The following is an 18975-nucleotide window of genomic DNA, read 5'->3' as shown; positions in this document are numbered from 1 at the left end:
CGGGCCGCCGGCCGGCCCTCTTCGGTCGGGAGCGCCCCTCCTCAGCGCAGGAACGCGGCGGCGACGCCGGCGTCCACGGGGATGTGCAGTCCGGTGGTGTGGGTCAGGTCTCCGCCGGTGAGGGCGAAGACGGCGGCGGCGACGTGCTCGGGCAGCACCTCGCGCTTGAGCAGCGTCCGCTGGGCGTAGAACTCGCCGAGCCGCTCCTCCTCGACGCCGTACACGGCGGCGCGCTTGGCGCCCCAGCCTCCGGCGAAGATCCCGGAGCCGCGCACGACGCCGTCGGGATTGACGCCGTTGACGCGGATGCCGTGCTCGCCGAGCTCGGCGGCCAGCAGCCGGACCTGGTGCGCCTGGTCGGCCTTGGTCGCGCCGTAGGCGATGTTGTTCGGCCCGGCGAACACCCCGTTCTTGGAGGAGATGTAGACGATGTCGCCGCCCATCCCCTGCTCGACCATCACGCGGGCGGCCTCCCGGGAGACCAGGAACGAGCCGCGCGCCATGACGTCGTGCTGCAGGTCCCAGTCGGCGGCGGTCGTCTCCAGCAGCGGCTTGGAGATCGACAGGCCGGCGTTGTTGACGACGAGGTCGACGCCGCCGAACGCCAGGACCGCGTCCCGGACGGCCGCCGCGATCTCCTCCTCGGAGGTCACGTCGGCGCCGACCGCGACGGCGGCGTCCGCCGCGCGGAGCGCCTTCGCGCCGATCTCGGCGGCGACCTTCTCGGCCGCCGCGACGTCCATGTCGGCGACGACGACGCAGGCGCCCTCGGCCGCGAGCCGGCGGGCGGTGGCCGCGCCGATGCCCGACCCGCCGCCGGTGACGAGCGCGACCCGGGTGGCGAGCGGCTTCGGCCTCGGCATCCGGCGGAGCTTGGCCTCCTCCAGCTCCCAGTACTCGATGCGGAACTTCTCCGACTCGTCGATCGGCGCGTAGGACGACAGCGCCTCGGCGCCGCGCATCACGTTGATCGCGTTGACGTAGAACTCGCCGGCGACCCGCGCGGTCTGCTTGTTCGCGCCGAAGGAGAACATGCCGACCCCGGGCACGAGGACGATCGCCGGGTCCGCGCCGCGCATCGCGGGCGACTCGGCCGTGGCGTGCCGGTCGTAGTAGGCGGCGTACTCCTCGCGGTAGGCGGCGTGCAGCTCCTTGAGGCGGGCCTTGACGTCGTCGAGCGGCGCGTCCGGCGGCAGGTCGAGGACCATCGGCCGCACCTTGGTGCGCAGGAAGTGGTCCGGGCAGGACGTGCCGAGCGCCGCGAGCCGGGGGTGCTCGGCGCGGGAGACGAAGTCGAGGACGGCCTCACCGTCGGTGAAGTGCCCCACCTGCGGCCGGTCGGTGGACGCCAGCCCCCGGATCAGCGGGAACAGCGCGGCGGCGCGGGCGTGCCGCTCGTCCTCCGGCAGCGCCGGGTGGATCACCTCGCCGAACGGTTCGGCCTTGCCGTGCTCGGCGATGTAGGCCTCGGCGGTGCGGATGATGTCGAGCGAGTTGACCTTGCACTCCTCGCTCGTCTCGCCCCACGCCGTGATGCCGTGCCCGCCGAGGATCACCCCGATCGCCCGCGGGCTGGCGCGCTTGATCTCGGCGATGTCCAGCCCGAGCTGGAAGCCGGGCCGCCGCCACGGCACCCACGCGACCCGGTCGCCGAAGATCCGCCGGGTCAGCTCCTCGCCGTCGGCGGCGGTCGCGATCGCGATGCCGGAGTCGGGGTGCAGGTGGTCGACGTGCGCGGCCTCGACGAGGGCGTGCATGGCGGTGTCGATGGACGGCGCCGCGCCGCCCTTGCCGTGCAGGCAGTAGTCGAACGCGGCGACCATCTCGTCCTCGCGGTCGACGCCCGGGTAGACGTCCACGAGCGCGCGCACCCGGTCCAGCCGCAGCACGGCCAGGCCCCGCTCGGTGAGGGTGCCGAGGTCGCCGCCGGAGCCCTTCACCCACATCAGCTCGACGTCGCGGGCCGTCACGGGGTCGGTGACCGTGCCCTTCGCGGACGCGTTGCCGCCCGCGTAGTTGGTGTTGCGCGGGTCCGAGCCGAGGGTGTTGGCCCGTTCCAGCAGCTGCTCCACCTCGGGTGGAGTGGCGGTCATCGGATATCTCCTCACTTGCGTGCGTGGAAGGTGTACGAGCCGGACTCGGCCGCCACCCGGACGACGCTCCCGTTGGCGCCGGCTCCGGCTCCGAGGACGCGCACGCCCGGGGCGGAGGCGAGCGCCCGCCCGCTCTCGGTGACCCGGTCCGCGGTCGCGGCGGGCAGTTCGATCTCGGCGGTGGCACCGACCGGGACGGTAACGCGGAGGACGAATCCGGAGCCGGACTTCGTCCACCGGACCGTGACCGGGCCGTGCGGGGTGGGTGCCGAGGCGTTCACCGACGTCAGGTCGCCCAGCGGTTGCGGCGCGATCCTGATCCGGTCGAAGCCGGGCGCGGCCGGCTCGATACCGGCGAGGTCCTCGGTGAACCACTCGCCGATGGCGCCGCCGAGGAACACGTGGTCGCGGGACCGGGCGTCCAGGTCCCAGCGCTCCCACAGCGTCGTCGCGCCGTTGTCGATCCAGTAGCCCCAGCTCGGGTAGGTGCGCTGGGTGGCGACCTTGTAGGCCAGCTCGCCGTGACCGCGCGCGGTCAGCTCGGTCAGCAGGTACTTGGTGCCGAGCGCGCCGGTATTGAGGTGGTCGCCGCGCTCCTCGACGTCCCGGACGAGCCGGTCGGTGACGGCCTTCTGCGACTCCTGCGGCGCCAGGCCGAGGGCCAGCGCGATCAGCGCGTTGGTCTGCCGGTAGCCGGGGTCGGTGTCGGTGACGTAGGCGTCGCCGCGCAGGAACGCCTTGTTGAAGGCGTCCTTCATCTTCGCCGCCGCCGCCCGGTAGCGGGCCGCGTCGGCGTCCTGCCCGAGGACCTCGGCGACGCCGGCGATGATCAGCGTGTTGGAGTAGGTGTAGGCGGTGCCGTGCAGCCGCATGTCCTCGGGCGTGTTGCCGCCGTACCCGGGGGCCAGGTAGTCGTTCAGCTTGCTCGGGTAGAGCCCCTCGCCGTCGACGCGGGTGAGCCAGTCGTCCAGGTAGCGGCGCATGGCGGGGTAGTTGTCGGACAGGACGTCGCGGTCGCCGTACCGCTGGTACATCTGCCACGGGATGACGGTGAACGAGGCGTGCCACGGCGGTGACGGCCATCCGTCGCCGAGGCCCCACCCGTTGTCGGGGACGATCGCGGGGACGAGCCCGTTCGAGCCCTGGCTGTCGCGGTGGTCGGTCATCCACTTGGCGAACAGCCGCCGCAGGTCGTACCGGCCCATCTCCATCTCGGCCATGAGCTGGGCGTCGCCCGTCCACCCGTTCTTCTCGTACATCGGGGTGTCGGTCGGGATGCCGTGCCAGTTGTTGACGACGGTCTGCCGGGTGGCGGTCTCCAGCGTGTTGAACAGCTCGTTGGAGCTGCCGAACGAGCCGGCCGGGCTCAGGTCGCTGTGGACCTCGCGGCCGTCGAGATCGGCGACCGTGGGGGGCTCGCCGGGCCAGCCGGTCACCTCGACGTACTGGAAGCCCTTGTAGGTGTAGCGGGCCTCCCAGGTCTCGGTCGTCCCGCGTCCGGCGAGGATGTACTCGTCGGTCTGCGAGCGTCCGGTGACCAGGCCGTTGCCGGACTGGACGGTGCCGTCGGCGTTGAGCCTCTCGCCGTACTTCAGGGTGATCTTCGTGCCCGCGGGGCCGCGGGTCCGGATGCGGGCCCAGCCGGCGGTGTTGTGCGGCATCTTGAACACGTGGACGCCCGGCTTGGGGCTGGTGACCGCGACGGGCCGCAGCGTGCGCGCGACCTTGATCGGCTCGTGCTCCTCCGGGACCACGGTGGTGGTGGGCGCGGACACGCCCGCCGCCTGCTTCCAGGCGGAGGCGTCGAAGCCGGGACGGTCCCAGCCGGGCTTCTCCTCGCGGGCGTCGTAGGTCTCGCCGCCGTAGAGGGAGTCGAACCGGACCGGGCCCTCGGCGTAGCGCCACGACCCGTCGGTCGCGACGGTCTGGGTGCTGCCGTCGTCGTAGGTGACGACGAGCTGGGCCAGCAGCCGCGGCTCGGCCGTCCAGGGCGTGGCGTGCCAGTTCCAGACGTTCTGCTGGGTCATCCCGTAGAAGCCGCGGCCGAGGCGCGCCCCGATCACGTTGCCGCCGCGCCGCAGCATCCGGGTGACGTCGTGGGTGGTGTACTCGACGCGCTTGTCGTAGCGGACGAAGCCGGGTTCGAGGACCCCGTCGCCGACGCGCCTGCCGTTCAGGCTCAGCTCGGCGTACCCGGCCGCCGCCGCGTACAGCCGGGCCTTGGCGATCTTCTTGCCCCGGACGGCGAAGTCGCGGCGCAGGAGCGGCTCGGGAAGGGTGGGCCGCTCGGGTCTCACCTCGCCCCAGGGCGCACCGCCCCAGGCGGTGAGCACCTTCGCCTCGGCCCAGCTCGCGTCGTCGTAGTCCGCCGCCCGCCAGTCGCCGGACGGCTCCTCGTTGGCGGAGCGCCAGGCCGCGCCGGTGTCGAACCGTTCCGGCTCCTGGCCGGGCAGTTCCAGCCTGCCGAGGAGCCCGGCCGGGCTGACCCTGCCGTTGGTGGCCTTGACGGCGATGACGTTGCGGCCCTGCCGGAGCTTGGACGCCACGTCGACGACGATGGGGCGCCGCCAGTTCTCCGCCTCCGGGTCGGGGTCGCGTGACCCGGCCTCGGCGCCGTTCACCCACGCGGTGAAGCCGTCGTCGGCGGTCATGACCAGCCGGGCGCCCTGCGGCACCGCGGCGAGGTCGAACGTCCCCCGGAAGTAGCGCGACGCGGCGGGCGCCTCGGCGGCCGGGTCGCCCTCGGGGTACCAGATCCAGTTGGTGCCTTTCAGGTCCGGGGTGGACGCTGCGTCGCCGTGGGCGCCGATCCAGGAGCCGCGCCAGCCGGCCTTGGCGAGCGCGGTCTCGAACCAGGTCCGCCTGCTCCAGCCGGTCCAGTCGCCGTCGGCGTCGGCGACCTTGACCCGCCAGGTGTAGCGGGTCGCCGGCTTGAGCGCCGGGCCGCCGTAGCGGACGTCGTAGGACCGCGCCCCGGTGACCGGGCCCGAGTCCCAGACGGTGTCGCCGCCGTCGGCGGTGGCGACCGAGATGCGGTAGGCGGTCTGCTGCTGGCCCCGCTCGCGCGAGGTCAGCCGCCAGCCGAGCCGGGGCTCGGGGTCGGCGACGGCGATCGGGGTGGTGGCGTGCTCGGTCTCCAGCCCGGCGACGCTCAGCGCCGCCCTCTCCCGCGCGTGGGCGGGGGCGGCGACGGCGAGGACGAGCCCGGCCGCGACGGCGGCGGCGGTCCAGCGACGTGGTGAGGTTGGGGGCATCCTCGGGTGCTCCTTGTCGACTCGTCTAGCCGAGCTTGAAGTCGATGACGCGGATCGGGGACGGGGTGGTGCCGGTGGACTTCTGCTGGTACATCACGGACAGGACGCCGTCGGTGGCGACCCGGGAGTCGTCGACGAGGACCTCGCCGAAGGCGTTGAGCGTGCGGTCACCGGAGTAGTGGGTGCCGTCGAACAGCAGCTTCCAGTCGGTCCAGCCGTCGGCCTTGCTCGCGGCGACGATCCGCCCGAACGGCATGATCACGTAGGCGTTGTCCGCCTTGTCGAACACGATCCGGGAGCGGCCGAAGGCCTCGTTCGGCACCGGGATCTCGACCTTGCGCCACTTCCCGCCGGCGTCGCGGGTCAGGTGGAAGGTGCGCGAGTACGCCTTGCGCTGGGCGGTGAAGTCGGTGACGCACTGGGTGAACCGGCCCGGCACGTAGCTGATGACCACGTGCGGGCGGCCGGCCGCGTCCACGGCCTGGCTCTCCTGGTTCATCAGCGCGTGGTTCGGGTCGAGCGGGTCGACGACCAGACCCGGATCGTCCAGCGCCACCTGGTCCGCGGTGCCGGTGGCGCCGACGACCTGGCCGGCGTCGTTGCGCCACGTGCGGCCGCGGTCGTCGGAGTACACGTAGCCGGTGTCGTGGTTGGACAGGCCGCCCGGGTGGCACAGGACGCCGAAGTTCTGCTCGCGCCACGTGAACGCGGCGTGCAGGCGGCCGTCCGAGCCGTAGGTGATGCCGTGCACGTACATGTTCCGGGCGGTGCTGGTCTGCCCGTTGCCGGAGTACGTGCCGGCGGCGCCGGACCACTTGCCGAGCCTGGTCCAGCTGCCGCCGCCCGCCGCGTCGTACTCGGCGATCTCGTTGGTGCCGTTGCCGGAGCCGCCCGTCCGGTACACGAGCTGGAGCCTGCGCTCGGGCGTGACGGCGAACTGGGGATAGGTGATGCCGCCCAGGTCGGTGCCGTCGAGGGTGCGCTGGACCGGTCCGAAGCGGGACGCGTCCCAGCGGCCCGGGGACGGATCGGAGGCGAGCCCCGGCTCGGACCTGGTGTAGTAGACCTGGTTGCCGTGGGTGTCCATCGCCACGTGCAGGCGGCCGTCCTGCGGCGACACGCCCATGGAGATGACGTTGTGCGAGTCGTCGGTGCTGAGCTTGTGCGGCAGCGTCACGCTCTTCCACGGGCCGTTCGGCAGGTGCCGCCGCGCGATGACCGCGCTCCGGTCGGCCGTGTACCAGCCGGCGTACTGGTAGCCCGCGTAGGTGAGGATGCCGCTCTGCTGGAACGAGCCGTTGTTGACCAGGCCGTCATAGGACACGAAGTACAGCGCCTTCGCGTCCAGCCGCGTGTCCTTCAGCCTCTGCAGGGCCGGGCCCGCGGCCCGTTCCCCGGCGGGCGCGGCGGCGTCGGCCCGGCCGGCGCCGGTGAGCGCCGCCGCGACCAGGGCTGCGGTGGCCAGGGCCGCGGTCGCGGCGCCGCCCCGGCGGAGCGTCCCGGCCATGGTCAGGCGCCCCAACCGGCGGCCTGGCCGTCCTTGCGCTCCTCGACCACCCGCTCGTAGTAGCCGGACGCCTTGTAGGCGGCGACCGGGTCCGGGTGCAGGCCCATCTCCTCGCGCAGCTCGGCGAGCAGCGGCCGGACGTCGGTGTTGTAGGCGTCCATGAACACCGCGTTGGCCCCGAGGACGTCGCCGGACTCCTGCGCGGCGCGCAGCGCGTCCATGTCCACCAGCAGCGCCTTCGCGGTGGCCTCCTGGACGTTCATCACCGAGCGGATCTGGCCCTGGATCTTCGGCTCGATGTTGTGGCACTGGTCGAGCATGAACGCGACGCCGGCTCCACGTTCTTGCTGGGGGGTGTGGGGGGTCGCCCCCCCACCGGTGTACGCGTCGTAGCCGCCGCCGCGCACCACCTCGTGCATGATGCGGAACAGCTGGAACGGGTCGGCCGCGCCGACCATCAGGTCGTCGTCGGCGTAGAAGCGGGAGTTGAAGTCGAACCCGCCGAGCTTCCCCTCGCGCAGCAGGAACGCCACGATGAACTCGATGTTCGTGCCGGGCGCGTGGTGCCCGGTGTCCACCACGACCTGCGCCTTCGGGCCGAGCCTGACGCAGTGCGCGTAGGAGGCGCCCCAGTCCGGCAGGTCGGTCATGTAGAACGCGGGCTCGAACAGCTTGTACTCCAGCAGGAACCGCTGGTCGTCGCCGAGCCGCTCGTAGACGGCGGCGAGGGCCTCGGCCATCCGGTCCTGGCGGGCGCGGATGTCGTCCTGCCCCGGGTAGTTCGTGCCGTCGGAGAACCACAGCTTCAGGTCGCGGGAGCCGGTGAGGTCCATGATGTCGACCGCTTCGAGGAGGTGGTCGAGGGCCTTGCGGCGGACGGCGGGATCGGGGTTGGTGACGCTGCCGAGCATGTAGTCGTCGTCCTGGAAGACGTTGGTGTTCACCGCCCCGATCCGCACCCCCCTCTCCTTGGCGTGCGCGGCCAGCGCGGCGTAGTCGTCCACCCTGTCCCAGGGGATGTGCACGGCCACGCTGGGCGCGACGCCGGTGAAGCGGTGCACCTGCGCGGCGTCGTCGATCTTCTCCTGCGGGGTGCGCGGCACGCCCCGCTGGGCGAAGACCTTGAACCGGGTCCCCGAGTTCCCGTACGCCCACGAGGGAGTCTCGATCTGCTGGCGGCGCAGGGCGTCCTTCACCGCGCTGGTGTCTGTCACGGTTACCTCTCTCCTATAAAGCTGGGGGGACGACCCCCCAGACCCCCCGGCAAGTGCGACTGACCGGTGCCCTCCACTCCGCTGGCGCTCCGTTCCAGTCACCGGTCAGTCCAAGTGGAAGACCTCGGTCAGCGGCCGCATGCCCTCATCGGGGCGGCCGTCGAGGTCCTCGAAGTACTGCGCCATCTCCGCCTGCCACCGGGCGTTGACCTCGGTGCGGGCCATGGCCTCCTGGGCGGCCTCGAAGTCGTCGGTCTCCAGGTAGCCGACGAGGAGGCCGTCCTCCCGCAGGAACAGCGAGTAGTTGTGCCAGCCGGTGTCGCGCAGGGCGTTCTGCATGTCGGGCCAGACCGCCTGGTGGCGCAGCTTGTACTCCTCCAGGCGGTCCTGCCTGACCTTCAGCAGGAAGCACACGCGCTTCCTGCTTTCGGACGTCGTCATCTCGGCTGGGATCAGAAGTGGTACTGGTCGATGTTCTTGGCGTCGAAGACCGTCGGCGGGCCGAGGATGACCTCGCCATTGGCGCCGATCGTGCGCTCGCCGAGCTTGCCTGCCTTGAACTTCTCGCCCTGCGCGCCGGTGATCTGGCCGGACGACAGCGCCGCCGCCGCGTAGGCCGCGAGGTACCCGAGGTTCTTGGGGTCCCAGAGCTCGAACGCCTCGACCGTGCCGTCCTTGACGAACTTGCGCATCTGGTCCGGGGTCCCGAGGCCGGTCAGCGCGACCTTGCCCTTGTACTTGGAGCCGGAGATGTAGCGGGCCGCGGCGGCGATGCCGACCGTGGTGGGCGAGATGATGCCCTTCAGGTTCGGGTAGGCCTGCAGCAGGCCCTGCGTCTGCTGGAACGACTTCTGGTCGTCGTCGTCACCGTAGGCGATCTTGACGAGCTTCATGCCGGAGTACTCCGGCTTCTTCAGCTCGTCCTGCATGAACTTGATCCAGGTGTTCTGGTTGGTGGCGTTCGCGGTCGCCGACAGGATCGCGATCTCGCCCTTGCCGCCGATCTGCTCGGACAGCAGCTTGACCTCGCTGCGGCCGATCTCCTCGGAGCTGGCCTGGTTGATGAACAGGTCGCGGCAGTCGGGGTTGGTGTCGGAGTCGTAGGCGACGATCTTGATGTCCTTGGACATCGCCTGCTTGAGCGGGCCGCACACCGCGTTCTCGTCGTTGGCGGCGATGAGGATCGCGTCGTGCCGCTGCTGGATCAGCGTGTTGATGTAGGAGACCTGCGAGGACGCGGACGCGTCGGACGGGCCGACCTCCTTGGCCTCGCCGCCGAACTCCTTGGTCGCCGCGATGCCGGCGTTGTCGACGATCGTCTCGTAGGGGTTGTTGACCTGCTTGGGGAGGAAGGCCAGCTTCAGGCCCTTCTTCAGCGGCGCGTTCGGGTTCGCGGAGGCGTTCCCGCCGGACTTGGCGTCCCCCGAGCCGGACGAGGAGTCCTTGGTGGTTCCGCCGCAGGCGGCCAGGCTGAGGGCCAGGACGCTCGCCGTGGCGACGGCGGCCAGCCGGCGCGGGGCGCGCAAACGAGTGGTCATCAGGGTGCCTTTCAGAATTCCGGGTCGTGCTTCGGGGTGGGGGTGGACGCGGCGGGGGGACGGTCTCGGCGGGTCATGGTGCGGCGGCGGGGACCGCGGGTCGCGCGCCCCGCCGCCGGCCTTGTGCCTCGCGCACCACGGCGATCAGCCGCGGCGTGAGGACGCTGATGATGAGCAGTAGCCCGGTGACGATGGACTGGACCTCGGTGGACACGTCGTTGAGCATCAGCAGGTTGCGGAGCAGGCCGATGAGCAGCACGGCCGCGATGACGCCGCCGAGGGTGCCCTTGCCGCCGTCGAAGTCGACGCCGCCGAGCAGCACCGCCGCGATGACGGTGAGCTCCAGGCCGAGCCCGTTGTCGGCGCGGGCGCTGCCGTAGCGGAGCGTGTAGACGATGCCGGCGAACCCGGCGACGAGGCCGGAGACCACGAACAGGACGAGCTTGATGCGCTTGACCCGGATGCCGGCGAAGTAGGCGGCGTCCTCCTGCGCGCCGATCGCGAACAGCGACCGCCCGAGGCCGGTGGCGTGCAGGACGACGCCGGTGAGGAGGGCGAGCACGGCGAACAGCGCGATCGGGTACGGGATCGGGGTGCCCGGGATGGACTGGGTCGCGAGGTCGGTGTAGGCGACGGGGAACTCCGAGATCGCCCCGGTGCCGAGGGTCACGTACGCCAGCCCCCGGTAGAGGGTCATCGTGCCGATCGTCACGGCGAGGGACGGCAGCCCGAGCTTGGTGACGAGCAGGCCGTTGACCAGCCCGCAGACGAGGCCGACGACGAGCACGATCGGGATGATCGTCTCGATCGCCATGCCGCCGTCCCACAGCTTGCCGGTCAGGGCGCTGCACAGGCCGAGGATCGAGGCGACCGACAGGTCGACCTGCCCGCAGACCACCAGCAGCGTCATCGGCAGCGCGATCAGCGCGATCTCGCTGAGGTCGTCCAGCGCGAACGACAGGTTGTCGTTGTTGGCGAAGTCGGGCGAGAACCCGGCCCCGCTCGCGAACACCACGATCAGCAGCGCGGTGACGGCGGTCTCCCACCGCATCAGGCGGCTCATGCCCGGCCCTCCTTCGAAGCCTCGGCGGTCCCGGCCGCGCCGCCGCCGTTCACGTCCCGGTGGACGGTGGACTCCAGCGACCGCTGTTTGAGCGCCCGGGTGACGCGCAGCGCCAGGAGCCGGTCGACGCTGATGGCCAGCAGCAGGAGGACACCGGTGATGGCGTCCTGCCAGAACGAGTTGACCTTGAGCACCACCAGCACGCTGCCGATGGTGGTGAGCAGCAACCCGCCGAGCGCCGCCCCGTACACGGTGCCGACGCCGCCGGTGATGGCGACGCCGCCGACGACCACGGCGCTGACGACCGTCAGCTCCCAGCCGTGCGCGGCGTCCGCGACGACGGTGCCGAACCGGGCGAGCCACAGCACCCCGGCGAGGCCGGCCAGCGCGCCGCTGACCAGGTAGGCGGTCAGGACGCGGCGGCGGATCGGCACGCCCGCGAGCATCGCGGCCTCGGGGCTGGACCCGATCGCGTAGAACTCGCGTCCGGAGGAGTAGGAGCGCAGGTAGAAGCCGACGGCCAGCATCACGATCACGGTGATGATCGGCAGGTACGGGATGCCGAGGACGCCGTCGTTGCCGAGCTTGAGCACCGAGGACGGCAGCTCGGCGGCGCCGATCTGGTCGCCGTGCGCGATGCGGTAGTCGAGCCCCTGGATCACGTAGAGCGTGCCGAGGGTGACCACCAGGGCGGGGACGCGGCAGAAGCTGACCAGCAGGCCGTTCACCAGCCCGCAGACCAGGCCGATGAGGACGCCCACCAGGACGACGAGCACGACGTTGCGGTCGCCGCCGGAGGCGAACTTGCCGGCGCTGAACGCCACGAGCCCGACGACGGACCCGACCGACAGGTCGATGTTGCGGGTGACGACGACCATGCTCTGCCCGACGGCGAGCAGCACCAGGATCGAGGCGTTGAGGAAGATGTCCTTGACGCCCTGCCCCGACAGGAACCGCGGGTTGGCGAGGGTCGTGCCGACGACGAGCAGGACGAGGGCGCCGAGGATGCTCAGCTCGCGGGCGCGCAGCACCAGGTCGACGAGGCGGCGGCCGCCGCCTGGCGGCCCGCCCGAGCCCGGCTTGGCCGGGGACTGTGCGAGGACGGTCATCAGGCCCTGCCTTTCTGGGGGGCGGCCCCCGGACCCCAGGGCGGGCGGCCTGAAGATCCTCGCTTCGCTGCGGTCATCAGGCCGCCTTTCCACTGCCGGGGCGGCCGGTCGCGGCGGCCATCACGCTCTCCTCGGTCGCGTCCGCGCGGGCGATCTCGGCGGTGAGCCGGCCCTCGTGCATGACCAGGACGCGGTCGGCCATGCCGAGCACCTCCGGCAGGTCGGAGGAGATCATCAGCACCGCCAGGTCCTGCGCGGCCAGCTCCGACAGCAGCCGGTGCACCTCGGCCTTGGTGCCGACGTCGATGCCGCGGGTCGGCTCGTCCACGATCAGCACGGCCGGCTCGGTGGCCAGCCACTTGGCGAGCACGACCTTCTGCTGGTTGCCGCCGGACAGCACGCCGACGGCGTCGGTGAGGCGGGAGTACTTGAGCTGGAGGCGCAGGCCCCAGTCGGCGGCGCGGTCGCGCTCGACCTTGCGGGAGATCAGCCCGCCGCGCCCGGTCTCCCGGCGCAGCGCCCTCAGCTGGGTGAGGCCCATGTTCCGCTCGATGGACATGTCCATGACCAGGCCCTGCTGGCGGCGGTCCTCGGGGACGAGGGCGAGCCCGGCCGACATCGCCGCGGTGGGGCTCCCCGCGGGGAGCGCGCGGCCGTCGACCTCGACGCGGCCGGCGTCCCAGCGGTCCACGCCGAAGACGGCGCGGGCGACCTCGCTGCGCCCGGCGCCGACGAGCCCGGCCAGCGCGACGATCTCGCCGCGGCGGACCTCGAAGGAGACGTCGGTGAAGGCGCCCTCGCGGGTCAGCCGGCTGACCTTCAGCGCGACCTCGCCGGGCGCGACGTCCTGCTTGGGGTAGAGCGCGTCCAGGTCGCGGCCGACCATCCGGCGGACGAGGTCGTCGGCGGTGATGTCCTCGGTCCGGTCGGTGCCGACGTAGGTGCCGTCGCGCAGCGTGGTGACCCGCTGGCAGAGCTCGAAGATCTCCTCCAGCCGGTGCGAGATGAACAGGATGGCGCAGCCCTGGTCGCGCAGGGTGCGGGTGACCGTGAACAGCCGCGCGACCTCCTGGCCGGTGAGCGCGGCGGTGGGCTCGTCCATGATGAGGACCCGCGCGTCCCGGGAGATGGCCTTGGCGATCTCGACGACCTGCTGGTCGGCGATGGACAGCCCGCGGGCGGGCTGCTGGGGGTCCAGCGCGACGCCGAGCCGGCCGAACAGCCGGGCGGCCTCGGCGTGCATGGCGCGGCGGTCGATGCGGCCGAGCGCGCCGCGCGGCTGGCGGCCCATGAAGATGTTCTCGGCGACCGACAGGTCGGGGAACAGGGTGGGCTCCTGGTAGATGACCGCGACGCCGGCGGCCTGCGCGTCGGCGGGCCCGCCGAACGCGACGGCCGTGCCGTCCACCCGCACCTCGCCCGCGTCGGGGCGGTGCACGCCTGCGAACGTTTTTACAACCGTGGACTTGCCCGCGCCGTTCTCCCCGGCCAGGGCGTGCACCTCGCCCGCGTGGAGCTCCAGGGTGACGCCCTGGAGGGCGCGCACGGCGCCGAACGACTTACTCACGTTGACCAGTGCCAATGTCGGCGGCGCCGACCGGCCCGGTGCACCCATCGCGGCCCTCCTCGCGGGGGACGTCTGTGACGTACGAATGAAAAACGTTTTAACAGGATGTTGCGGAGGACGCTAGATGTGAGCCGGAGCACTCGTCAAGAGGTGATCTCTCGGCGGCCCCCCGCCGAGCCTGCGCAAAGCCCGTGCTCGCAAGGGCGGCGAAGTTTTCGGAATCGGCCGCGGCCGGGACCGGCCAGCGAGGTTTGCCGGGCCCGCGTCCCGACTCCGGGGTTGACACGTTTTAATCCGATGACCCAAAGTGAGCGGCGACACGGCACGCGGACGGACCGGGGGCACACCGATTGAGCACAGACGACACCGGACGTCCCGAGAACCCGGGCAGAACGGTCGGGATCAAGCAGGTCGCGGCGCACGCCGGTGTCTCGCCGGGCACCGTGTCCAACGTGCTCAACCGGCCCGAGCGGGTCGCCGCGGCGACCCGGGCCCGGGTCGAGCGGGCGATCCGCGAGCTGGGCTTCGTCCGCAACGGCTCGGCGTCCACGCTGCGCGCCGGGCACAGCAGCACGATCGGCCTCATGGTGCTCGACCTCGGCAACCCGTTCTTCACCGACGTGGCGCGCGGCGTGGAGGACACCGCCAGCGAGCGCGGCTACGCGGTGATCCTGTCGTCGTCGGGCGAGTCGAACGAGCGGGAGCAGCGCAACCTGCGGGTGTTCGCCGAGCAGCGGGTCCGCGGCGTGCTGCTGACCCCGGTCGGCGACGACGGCGAGACCGCCGACCGGCTGCGCGAGCGCAACGTCCCGGTGGTGCTGCTCGACCATCCGACGCCGCGCGCCAACCAGTGCTCGGTCGCCGTCGACGACGTCGCGGGCGGCGAGCTGGCCGCCGGCGAGCTGCTGGACGGCGGCGCCCGCACGCTCGCGTTCGTCACCGGGCCGACGGTGCTGCGCCAGTGCGCCGACCGCCGCAAGGGCGCGCTGCGGGCGCTGCGCGCCGCCGGCCTCGGCCGCGAGGCGATGCGCGAGGTGGCCGTCGGGGCGATGAACGCCCGGTCCGGGCAGGAGGCGGCGCGGCGGCTGCCGGAGGCGGGCCCGCCGCTGCCCGACGCGATCTTCTGCGCGAACGACCTGCTCGCGCTCGGTGTGCTGCGCGTCCTGCTGCAGGCCGGGGTGAAGGTGCCGACTGACGTCGCGCTGATCGGGTACGACGACATCGAGTTCTCGGCCGCGGCGGCCGTCCCGCTCAGCTCGGTGCGGCAGCCCACGTACCAGCTCGGCCGGATCGCGACCGAGCTGCTGCTGGAGGAGTGCGACGAATCGGGCGGGCACGCCCACCAGCAGGTCATGTTCCAACCCGAACTGGTGGTCCGCGAGTCCAGCCGCTCCCCGTCCGGAGGCGCCTCATGAAGGTCGCGCTGTTCCTCACCTGCGTCAACGACACGATGTTCCCGGGAACGGGCAAGGCGGTGGTCCGGTTGCTGCGGCGGCTCGGCCACGACGTCGAGTTCCCCGAAACGCAGACCTGCTGCGGGCAGATGCATCTCAACACCGGCTACCGGCGGCAAGCGCTCCCCCTGGTCAAGGGGTTCGCCGAGACGTTCGAGCCCTACGACGCGATCGTGACGCCGTCCGCCTCGTGCGGGGCGATGATCCGGGACTGGCATCCGAGGCTGGCGCCGCGCTCGGCCGGGGTGGCGTCGCGGGTGTACGAGCTGTCGGAGTTCCTGGTGGACGTCCTCGGCGTCACCGACGTCGGCGCGTACTTCCCGCACCGCGTCACCTACCACCCGACGTGCCACTCGCTGCGGATGCTGCACGTGGGCGACCGCCCGCTGCGGCTGCTGCGCGAGGTCCGCGGCATCGACCTGGTCGACCTGCCGGACGCCGCCGAGTGCTGCGGGTTCGGCGGGACGTTCGCGCTGAAGAACTCCGAGGTGTCGGCGGCGATGTGCGCGGACAAGGTCACCGCCGTCCGGGAGACGAGGGCCGAGGCGCTGTGCGCGGCCGACAACTCCTGCCTGATGCACATCGGGGGCGCGCTCACCCGCACACGCGCGGGGGTGCGGGCCGTCCACCTGGCCGAGATCCTCGCCTCCACGGAGGAGGACCCGTCACGATGAGCGAAGCGAAGATGCCGACCTACGTCGGGATGCCGTCGTTCCCGGACGCCGCCCGGCGCGCGGTGGCCGACACCCGGCTGCGCGGCAACCTGGCGCACGCGACCACGACGATCCGGGGGCGGCGCGCCTCCGCGGTCGCGGAGCTGGACGACTGGTCCGCGCTGCGCGAGGCGGGCAAGCAGATCAAGGACCACGTCCTGGAGAACCTCTCCCACTACCTGCGGCTGCTGGAGGAGAAGGTCACCGAGGCCGGCGGGACGGTGCACTGGGCGCGGGACGCGGCCGAGGCCAACCGGATCGTGGCCGACCTGGTGAAGGCGACCGGCGAGACCGAGGTCGTCAAGGTCAAGTCGATGGCCACGCAGGAGATCGGCCTCAACGAGTTCCTCGCCGAGGAGGGCATCACCGCCTACGAGACCGACCTCGCCGAGCTGATCGTCCAGCTCGGGGACGACCGGCCGTCGCACATCCTCGTCCCGGCGATCCACCGGAACCGGTCCGACATCCGCGACATCTTCCTGCGCACGATGCGGGACGCGCCGGAGGGCCTGACCGACTCCCCCGCCGAGCTGGCCGAGGCCGCCCGGCGGCACCTGCGCGCCAAGTTCCTGTCGGCGAAGGTCGGGGTGTCGGGGGTGAACTTCGCCGTCGCCGACACCGGCTCGCTCGTCGTGCTGGAGTCGGAGGGCAACGGGCGGATGTGCCTGACGCTCCCCGAGACGCTGATCTCGGTGATGGGCGTGGAGAAGATCGTGCCCGGCTGGCGGGACCTGGAGGTGTTCCTGCAGCTGCTGCCCCGCTCGTCCACGGCCGAGCGGATGAACCCCTACACCTCCGCCTGGACGGGCGTCTCCCCCGGCGACGGCCCGCGCGACTTCCACCTCGTCCTGCTCGACAACGGCCGCACCGACACGCTGGCCGACGAGGTGGGCCGGCAGGCGCTGCGCTGCATCCGATGCTCCGCGTGCCTGAACGTGTGCCCGGTCTACCAGCGCGCGGGCGGCCACGCCTACGGGTCGCCGTATCCGGGGCCGATCGGCGCGATCCTGTCGCCCCAGATCAGGGGCATCGGGTCGAAGGTGGACGCCTCACTGCCCTACGCCTCGTCGCTGTGCGGGGCGTGCTTCGAGGTGTGCCCGGTCGCGATCGACATCCCGGAGGTGCTCGTCCACCTGCGGGCCCGCGCCGTGGAGAAGGGCCCGCGCCATCCGCTGGAACGGGTGGCGATGGCGGCGGCCGGGTGGACGCTGCGCTCCCCCACCCGGCTGGCGCTGGCGCAGCGCGCCGCGTCCGCGAGCCGCCGCGCCGTGGCGCGCCGCGGCCGGATCCGGCGGCTGCCCGGCCCGCTGAGCGCGTGGACCGAGACGCGGGACGCGCCCGCGCCGCCGCCCGAGTCGTTCCGCGCCTGGTGGGCCCGCACGGACGGCGGCCGGAAGGAGGGGGAGGACACGTGAACGCGCGCGAGGAGATCCTCGGCCGGATCGAGCGGGTGATGCCCGAACGGCCGGCCGCCGAGGTCGCCGCCTCCTACGACCGGATCGACCGCGGCTACCTGCGCCGCCACCACGAGGACGGCGTGCTCGACCTGTTCGCGGAGCGGGTCGCCCACTACCGGGCGACGGTCCTGCGGGTCTCCCCGGCGGAGATCGCCGCGACGGTCGCGGAGCGGCTCGCGGCCCGTCCCGGCTCGTACGGCGTTCCGTCCGACCTGCCGGAGGAGTGGACGTCCGCGGCGGGGGACGTGATCGTCCGCGACCCGTCGGTCCCGTCCCTGGACGGGCTCGCGGGCGCGGTCACCGGCTGCGCCGCCGCCATCGCCGAGACGGGCACGATCGTGCTCGACCACGGCGCCGCGCAGGGGGTGCGCGCGCTGTCGCTCGTCCCCGACTACCACCTGATCGTCGTCCTGGCGGACCAGGTCGCCCCGGACGTGCCGGAGGCGCTCGAACGGCTGGACCCTCGGCGCCCGCTGACGTTCGTGTCGGGCCCGTCGGCCACGAGCGACATCGAGCTGTCCCGCGTCGAGGGCGTGCACGGGCCGAGGACGCTGGAGGTGCTGGTCGTCACATGAGCGAAGCGACCTTCGCCGCCGTGGACCTGGGGGCGTCGAGCGGCCGTGTGATGGCCGGGCGCGTCGGGCCGGGCACCCTCGCCCTGGACGAGGTCCGGCGCTTCGCGAACCGCCCGGTCAGGGTCAACGGCACCCTGCACTGGGACGTCCTCGGGCTCTACGGCAACGTCCTGGACGGCCTGCGCGCCGCGCCGCACGGCCTGGTGTCGGCCGGCATCGACTCGTGGGCGGTCGACTACGGCCTGCTGGACGGGGACGGCGACCTGCTCGGCAATCCCGTCCACTACCGCGACGGCCGCACGGCCGGGGTGATGGAGCGGATCCGCGCCGAGCTGGGCGACGACCTGCTCTACCAGGCGTCCGGCCTGCAGTTCCTGCCGTTCAACACGATCTACCAGCTGGCGGCGGACGACCTGGCCGCGGCGAGCACGCTCCTGCTGATCCCGGACCTGCTGGCCTACTGGCTGACGGGCGAGATCGGCGCGGAGCGGACCAACGCGTCCACGACCGGCCTCCTGGACGTCCGCGAAGGCACCTGGTCGCGGGAGCTCCTCGCCCGGCTGGACCTGCCGGCGGCGATCCTCCCGCCGCTCCGCGACCCCGGCTCGGTGATCGGCGCGCTCCGGCCGGACGTGGCGGCCGAGACCGGCCACGGCGCCCTGCCCGTCACGGCCGTCGGCTCCCACGACACCGCGTCCGCCGTCGTCGCCGTGCCCGCGACGACGGAGCGGTTCGCCTACATCTCGTGCGGCACCTGGTCGCTGGTGGGGGTGGAGCTGGACGCGCCCGTCCTGACCGAGGCGAGCCGCAAGGCCAACTTCACCAACGAGGGCGGCGTCGACGGGACGGTCCGCTACCTGCGGAACGTGATGGGGCTGTGGCTGCTCCAGGAGTCCCTGCGCACCTGGGGCGGCCCCGACCTGCCCGCCCTGCTCGCCGAGGCCGCGGACGTCCCGGGCCTGCGCTCCCTCGTCGACCCCGACGACCCGGAGTTCCTGCCGCCCGGCGACATGCCCGCCCGGATCGCCGCGCACTGCCGCCGCCGGGGGTTCCCCGAGCCGTCGACCCGGGCCGAGACCGTCCGCTGCATCCTGGACAGCCTCGCCCTGGCGCACCGCGCCGCGCTCCGCCAGGCGTCCCGCCTGTCGGGCCGGGACGTCGACGTCGTCCACCTGGTCGGCGGCGGCAGCCGCAACGACCTGCTGTGCCGGCTGACCGCCGACGCCGGCGGCCTGCCGGTGGTGGCGGGTCCGGTGGAGGCGACCGCGCTCGGCAACGTCCTGATCCAGGCCCGCGCCCACGGCGCGGCCGGCGGCCTGGCCGAGTGCCGGGCGCTGGTGGCCGCCACCCAGGACGTCCGCCGCTACACGCCGTCCGGGGACGAGGCGCGCTGGAGGGAAGCCGCCGCCCGCCTGGGGCTGGAGGGCTGAC

14 protein-coding genes are annotated in these 18975 nt (G+C 72.6%); 5 read left to right on the top strand and 9 right to left on the bottom strand.

What is annotated here, in order from left to right; translation table 11 throughout:
- Window positions 1–41 precede the first annotated feature (41 nt).
- From BM339_RS09280 to BM339_RS09240, 9 genes are all read right to left on the bottom strand, one after another.
- Window positions 42–2093 (bottom strand): bifunctional rhamnulose-1-phosphate aldolase/short-chain dehydrogenase, encoded by a 2052-nt coding sequence (locus tag BM339_RS09280; protein ID WP_075020522.1) that lies wholly within the window; start codon window positions 2091–2093, stop codon window positions 42–44.
- 11 nt (window positions 2094–2104) lie between these two features.
- Entirely contained in the window at window positions 2105–5347 is a 3243-nt protein-coding gene (locus BM339_RS09275; protein ID WP_075020521.1) for a family 78 glycoside hydrolase catalytic domain, read from the bottom strand.
- Between the two features lie 25 nt (window positions 5348–5372).
- Complete coding sequence (locus tag BM339_RS09270) at window positions 5373–6854, bottom strand: BNR repeat-containing protein (protein WP_075020520.1); 1482 nt, start codon at window positions 6852–6854, stop codon at window positions 5373–5375.
- Between the two features lie 2 nt (window positions 6855–6856).
- Window positions 6857–8068 carry an L-rhamnose isomerase gene (rhaI, locus tag BM339_RS09265; RefSeq protein WP_075020519.1) on the bottom strand — a complete coding sequence of 404 codons (1212 nt, stop codon included), beginning with the start codon at window positions 8066–8068 and terminating at the stop codon, window positions 6857–6859.
- Window positions 8069–8173: 105 nt separating this feature from the next.
- Window positions 8174–8509, bottom strand: a complete 336-nt coding sequence (locus BM339_RS09260; RefSeq protein WP_021598295.1) for an L-rhamnose mutarotase — start codon at window positions 8507–8509, stop codon at window positions 8174–8176.
- Between the two features lie 11 nt (window positions 8510–8520).
- Window positions 8521–9606, bottom strand: a complete 1086-nt coding sequence (gene rhaS / locus BM339_RS09255; protein WP_024935544.1) for a rhamnose ABC transporter substrate-binding protein — start codon at window positions 9604–9606, stop codon at window positions 8521–8523.
- 73 nt (window positions 9607–9679) lie between these two features.
- The gene (locus BM339_RS09250) at window positions 9680–10669 is read right to left on the bottom strand and encodes an ABC transporter permease (RefSeq protein ID WP_021598293.1); all 990 of its coding nucleotides are present in this window, start codon (window positions 10667–10669) and stop codon (window positions 9680–9682) included.
- Window positions 10666–11778 carry an ABC transporter permease gene (locus BM339_RS09245; protein WP_021598292.1) on the bottom strand — a complete coding sequence of 371 codons (1113 nt, stop codon included), beginning with the start codon at window positions 11776–11778 and terminating at the stop codon, window positions 10666–10668. The genes BM339_RS09250 and BM339_RS09245 overlap by 4 nt, the downstream gene beginning before the upstream one ends.
- A 76-nt stretch (window positions 11779–11854) precedes the next feature.
- Window positions 11855–13393 carry a sugar ABC transporter ATP-binding protein gene (locus BM339_RS09240; protein WP_024935545.1) on the bottom strand — a complete coding sequence of 513 codons (1539 nt, stop codon included), beginning with the start codon at window positions 13391–13393 and terminating at the stop codon, window positions 11855–11857.
- A 302-nt stretch (window positions 13394–13695) separates the two neighbouring features.
- Here BM339_RS09240 and BM339_RS09235 point away from each other — a divergent pair, with 302 nt between their 5' ends.
- Genes BM339_RS09235 through BM339_RS09215 form a run of 5 tightly spaced genes read left to right on the top strand, consistent with a single transcriptional unit; the run spans window position 13696 to window position 18974 of the window.
- A complete protein-coding gene (locus BM339_RS09235; RefSeq protein ID WP_075020518.1) occupies window positions 13696–14760 on the top strand; it encodes a LacI family DNA-binding transcriptional regulator in 1065 nt (354 codons plus the stop codon).
- Window positions 14757–15473, top strand: coding sequence for a (Fe-S)-binding protein (locus BM339_RS09230; protein ID WP_021598288.1), 717 nt, complete (start codon window positions 14757–14759; stop codon window positions 15471–15473). The genes BM339_RS09235 and BM339_RS09230 overlap by 4 nt, the downstream gene beginning before the upstream one ends.
- Entirely contained in the window at window positions 15470–16927 is a 1458-nt protein-coding gene (locus tag BM339_RS09225; RefSeq protein ID WP_420883407.1) for a LutB/LldF family L-lactate oxidation iron-sulfur protein, read from the top strand. Before BM339_RS09230 ends, BM339_RS09225 begins: the two co-directional genes overlap by 4 nt.
- A complete protein-coding gene (locus tag BM339_RS09220) occupies window positions 16924–17544 on the top strand; it encodes a LutC/YkgG family protein (RefSeq protein WP_256255274.1) in 621 nt (206 codons plus the stop codon). Before BM339_RS09225 ends, BM339_RS09220 begins: the two co-directional genes overlap by 4 nt.
- Window positions 17541–18974 (top strand): rhamnulokinase, encoded by a 1434-nt coding sequence (locus BM339_RS09215; RefSeq protein WP_075020517.1) that lies wholly within the window; start codon window positions 17541–17543, stop codon window positions 18972–18974. Before BM339_RS09220 ends, BM339_RS09215 begins: the two co-directional genes overlap by 4 nt.
- Window position 18975 lies beyond the last annotated feature (1 nt).

This window comes from Actinomadura madurae (assembly GCF_900115095.1).
Lineage (GTDB): Bacteria > Actinomycetota > Actinomycetes > Streptosporangiales > Streptosporangiaceae > Spirillospora > Spirillospora madurae.
This window is presented reverse-complemented; position numbering and strand designations above follow the sequence as displayed.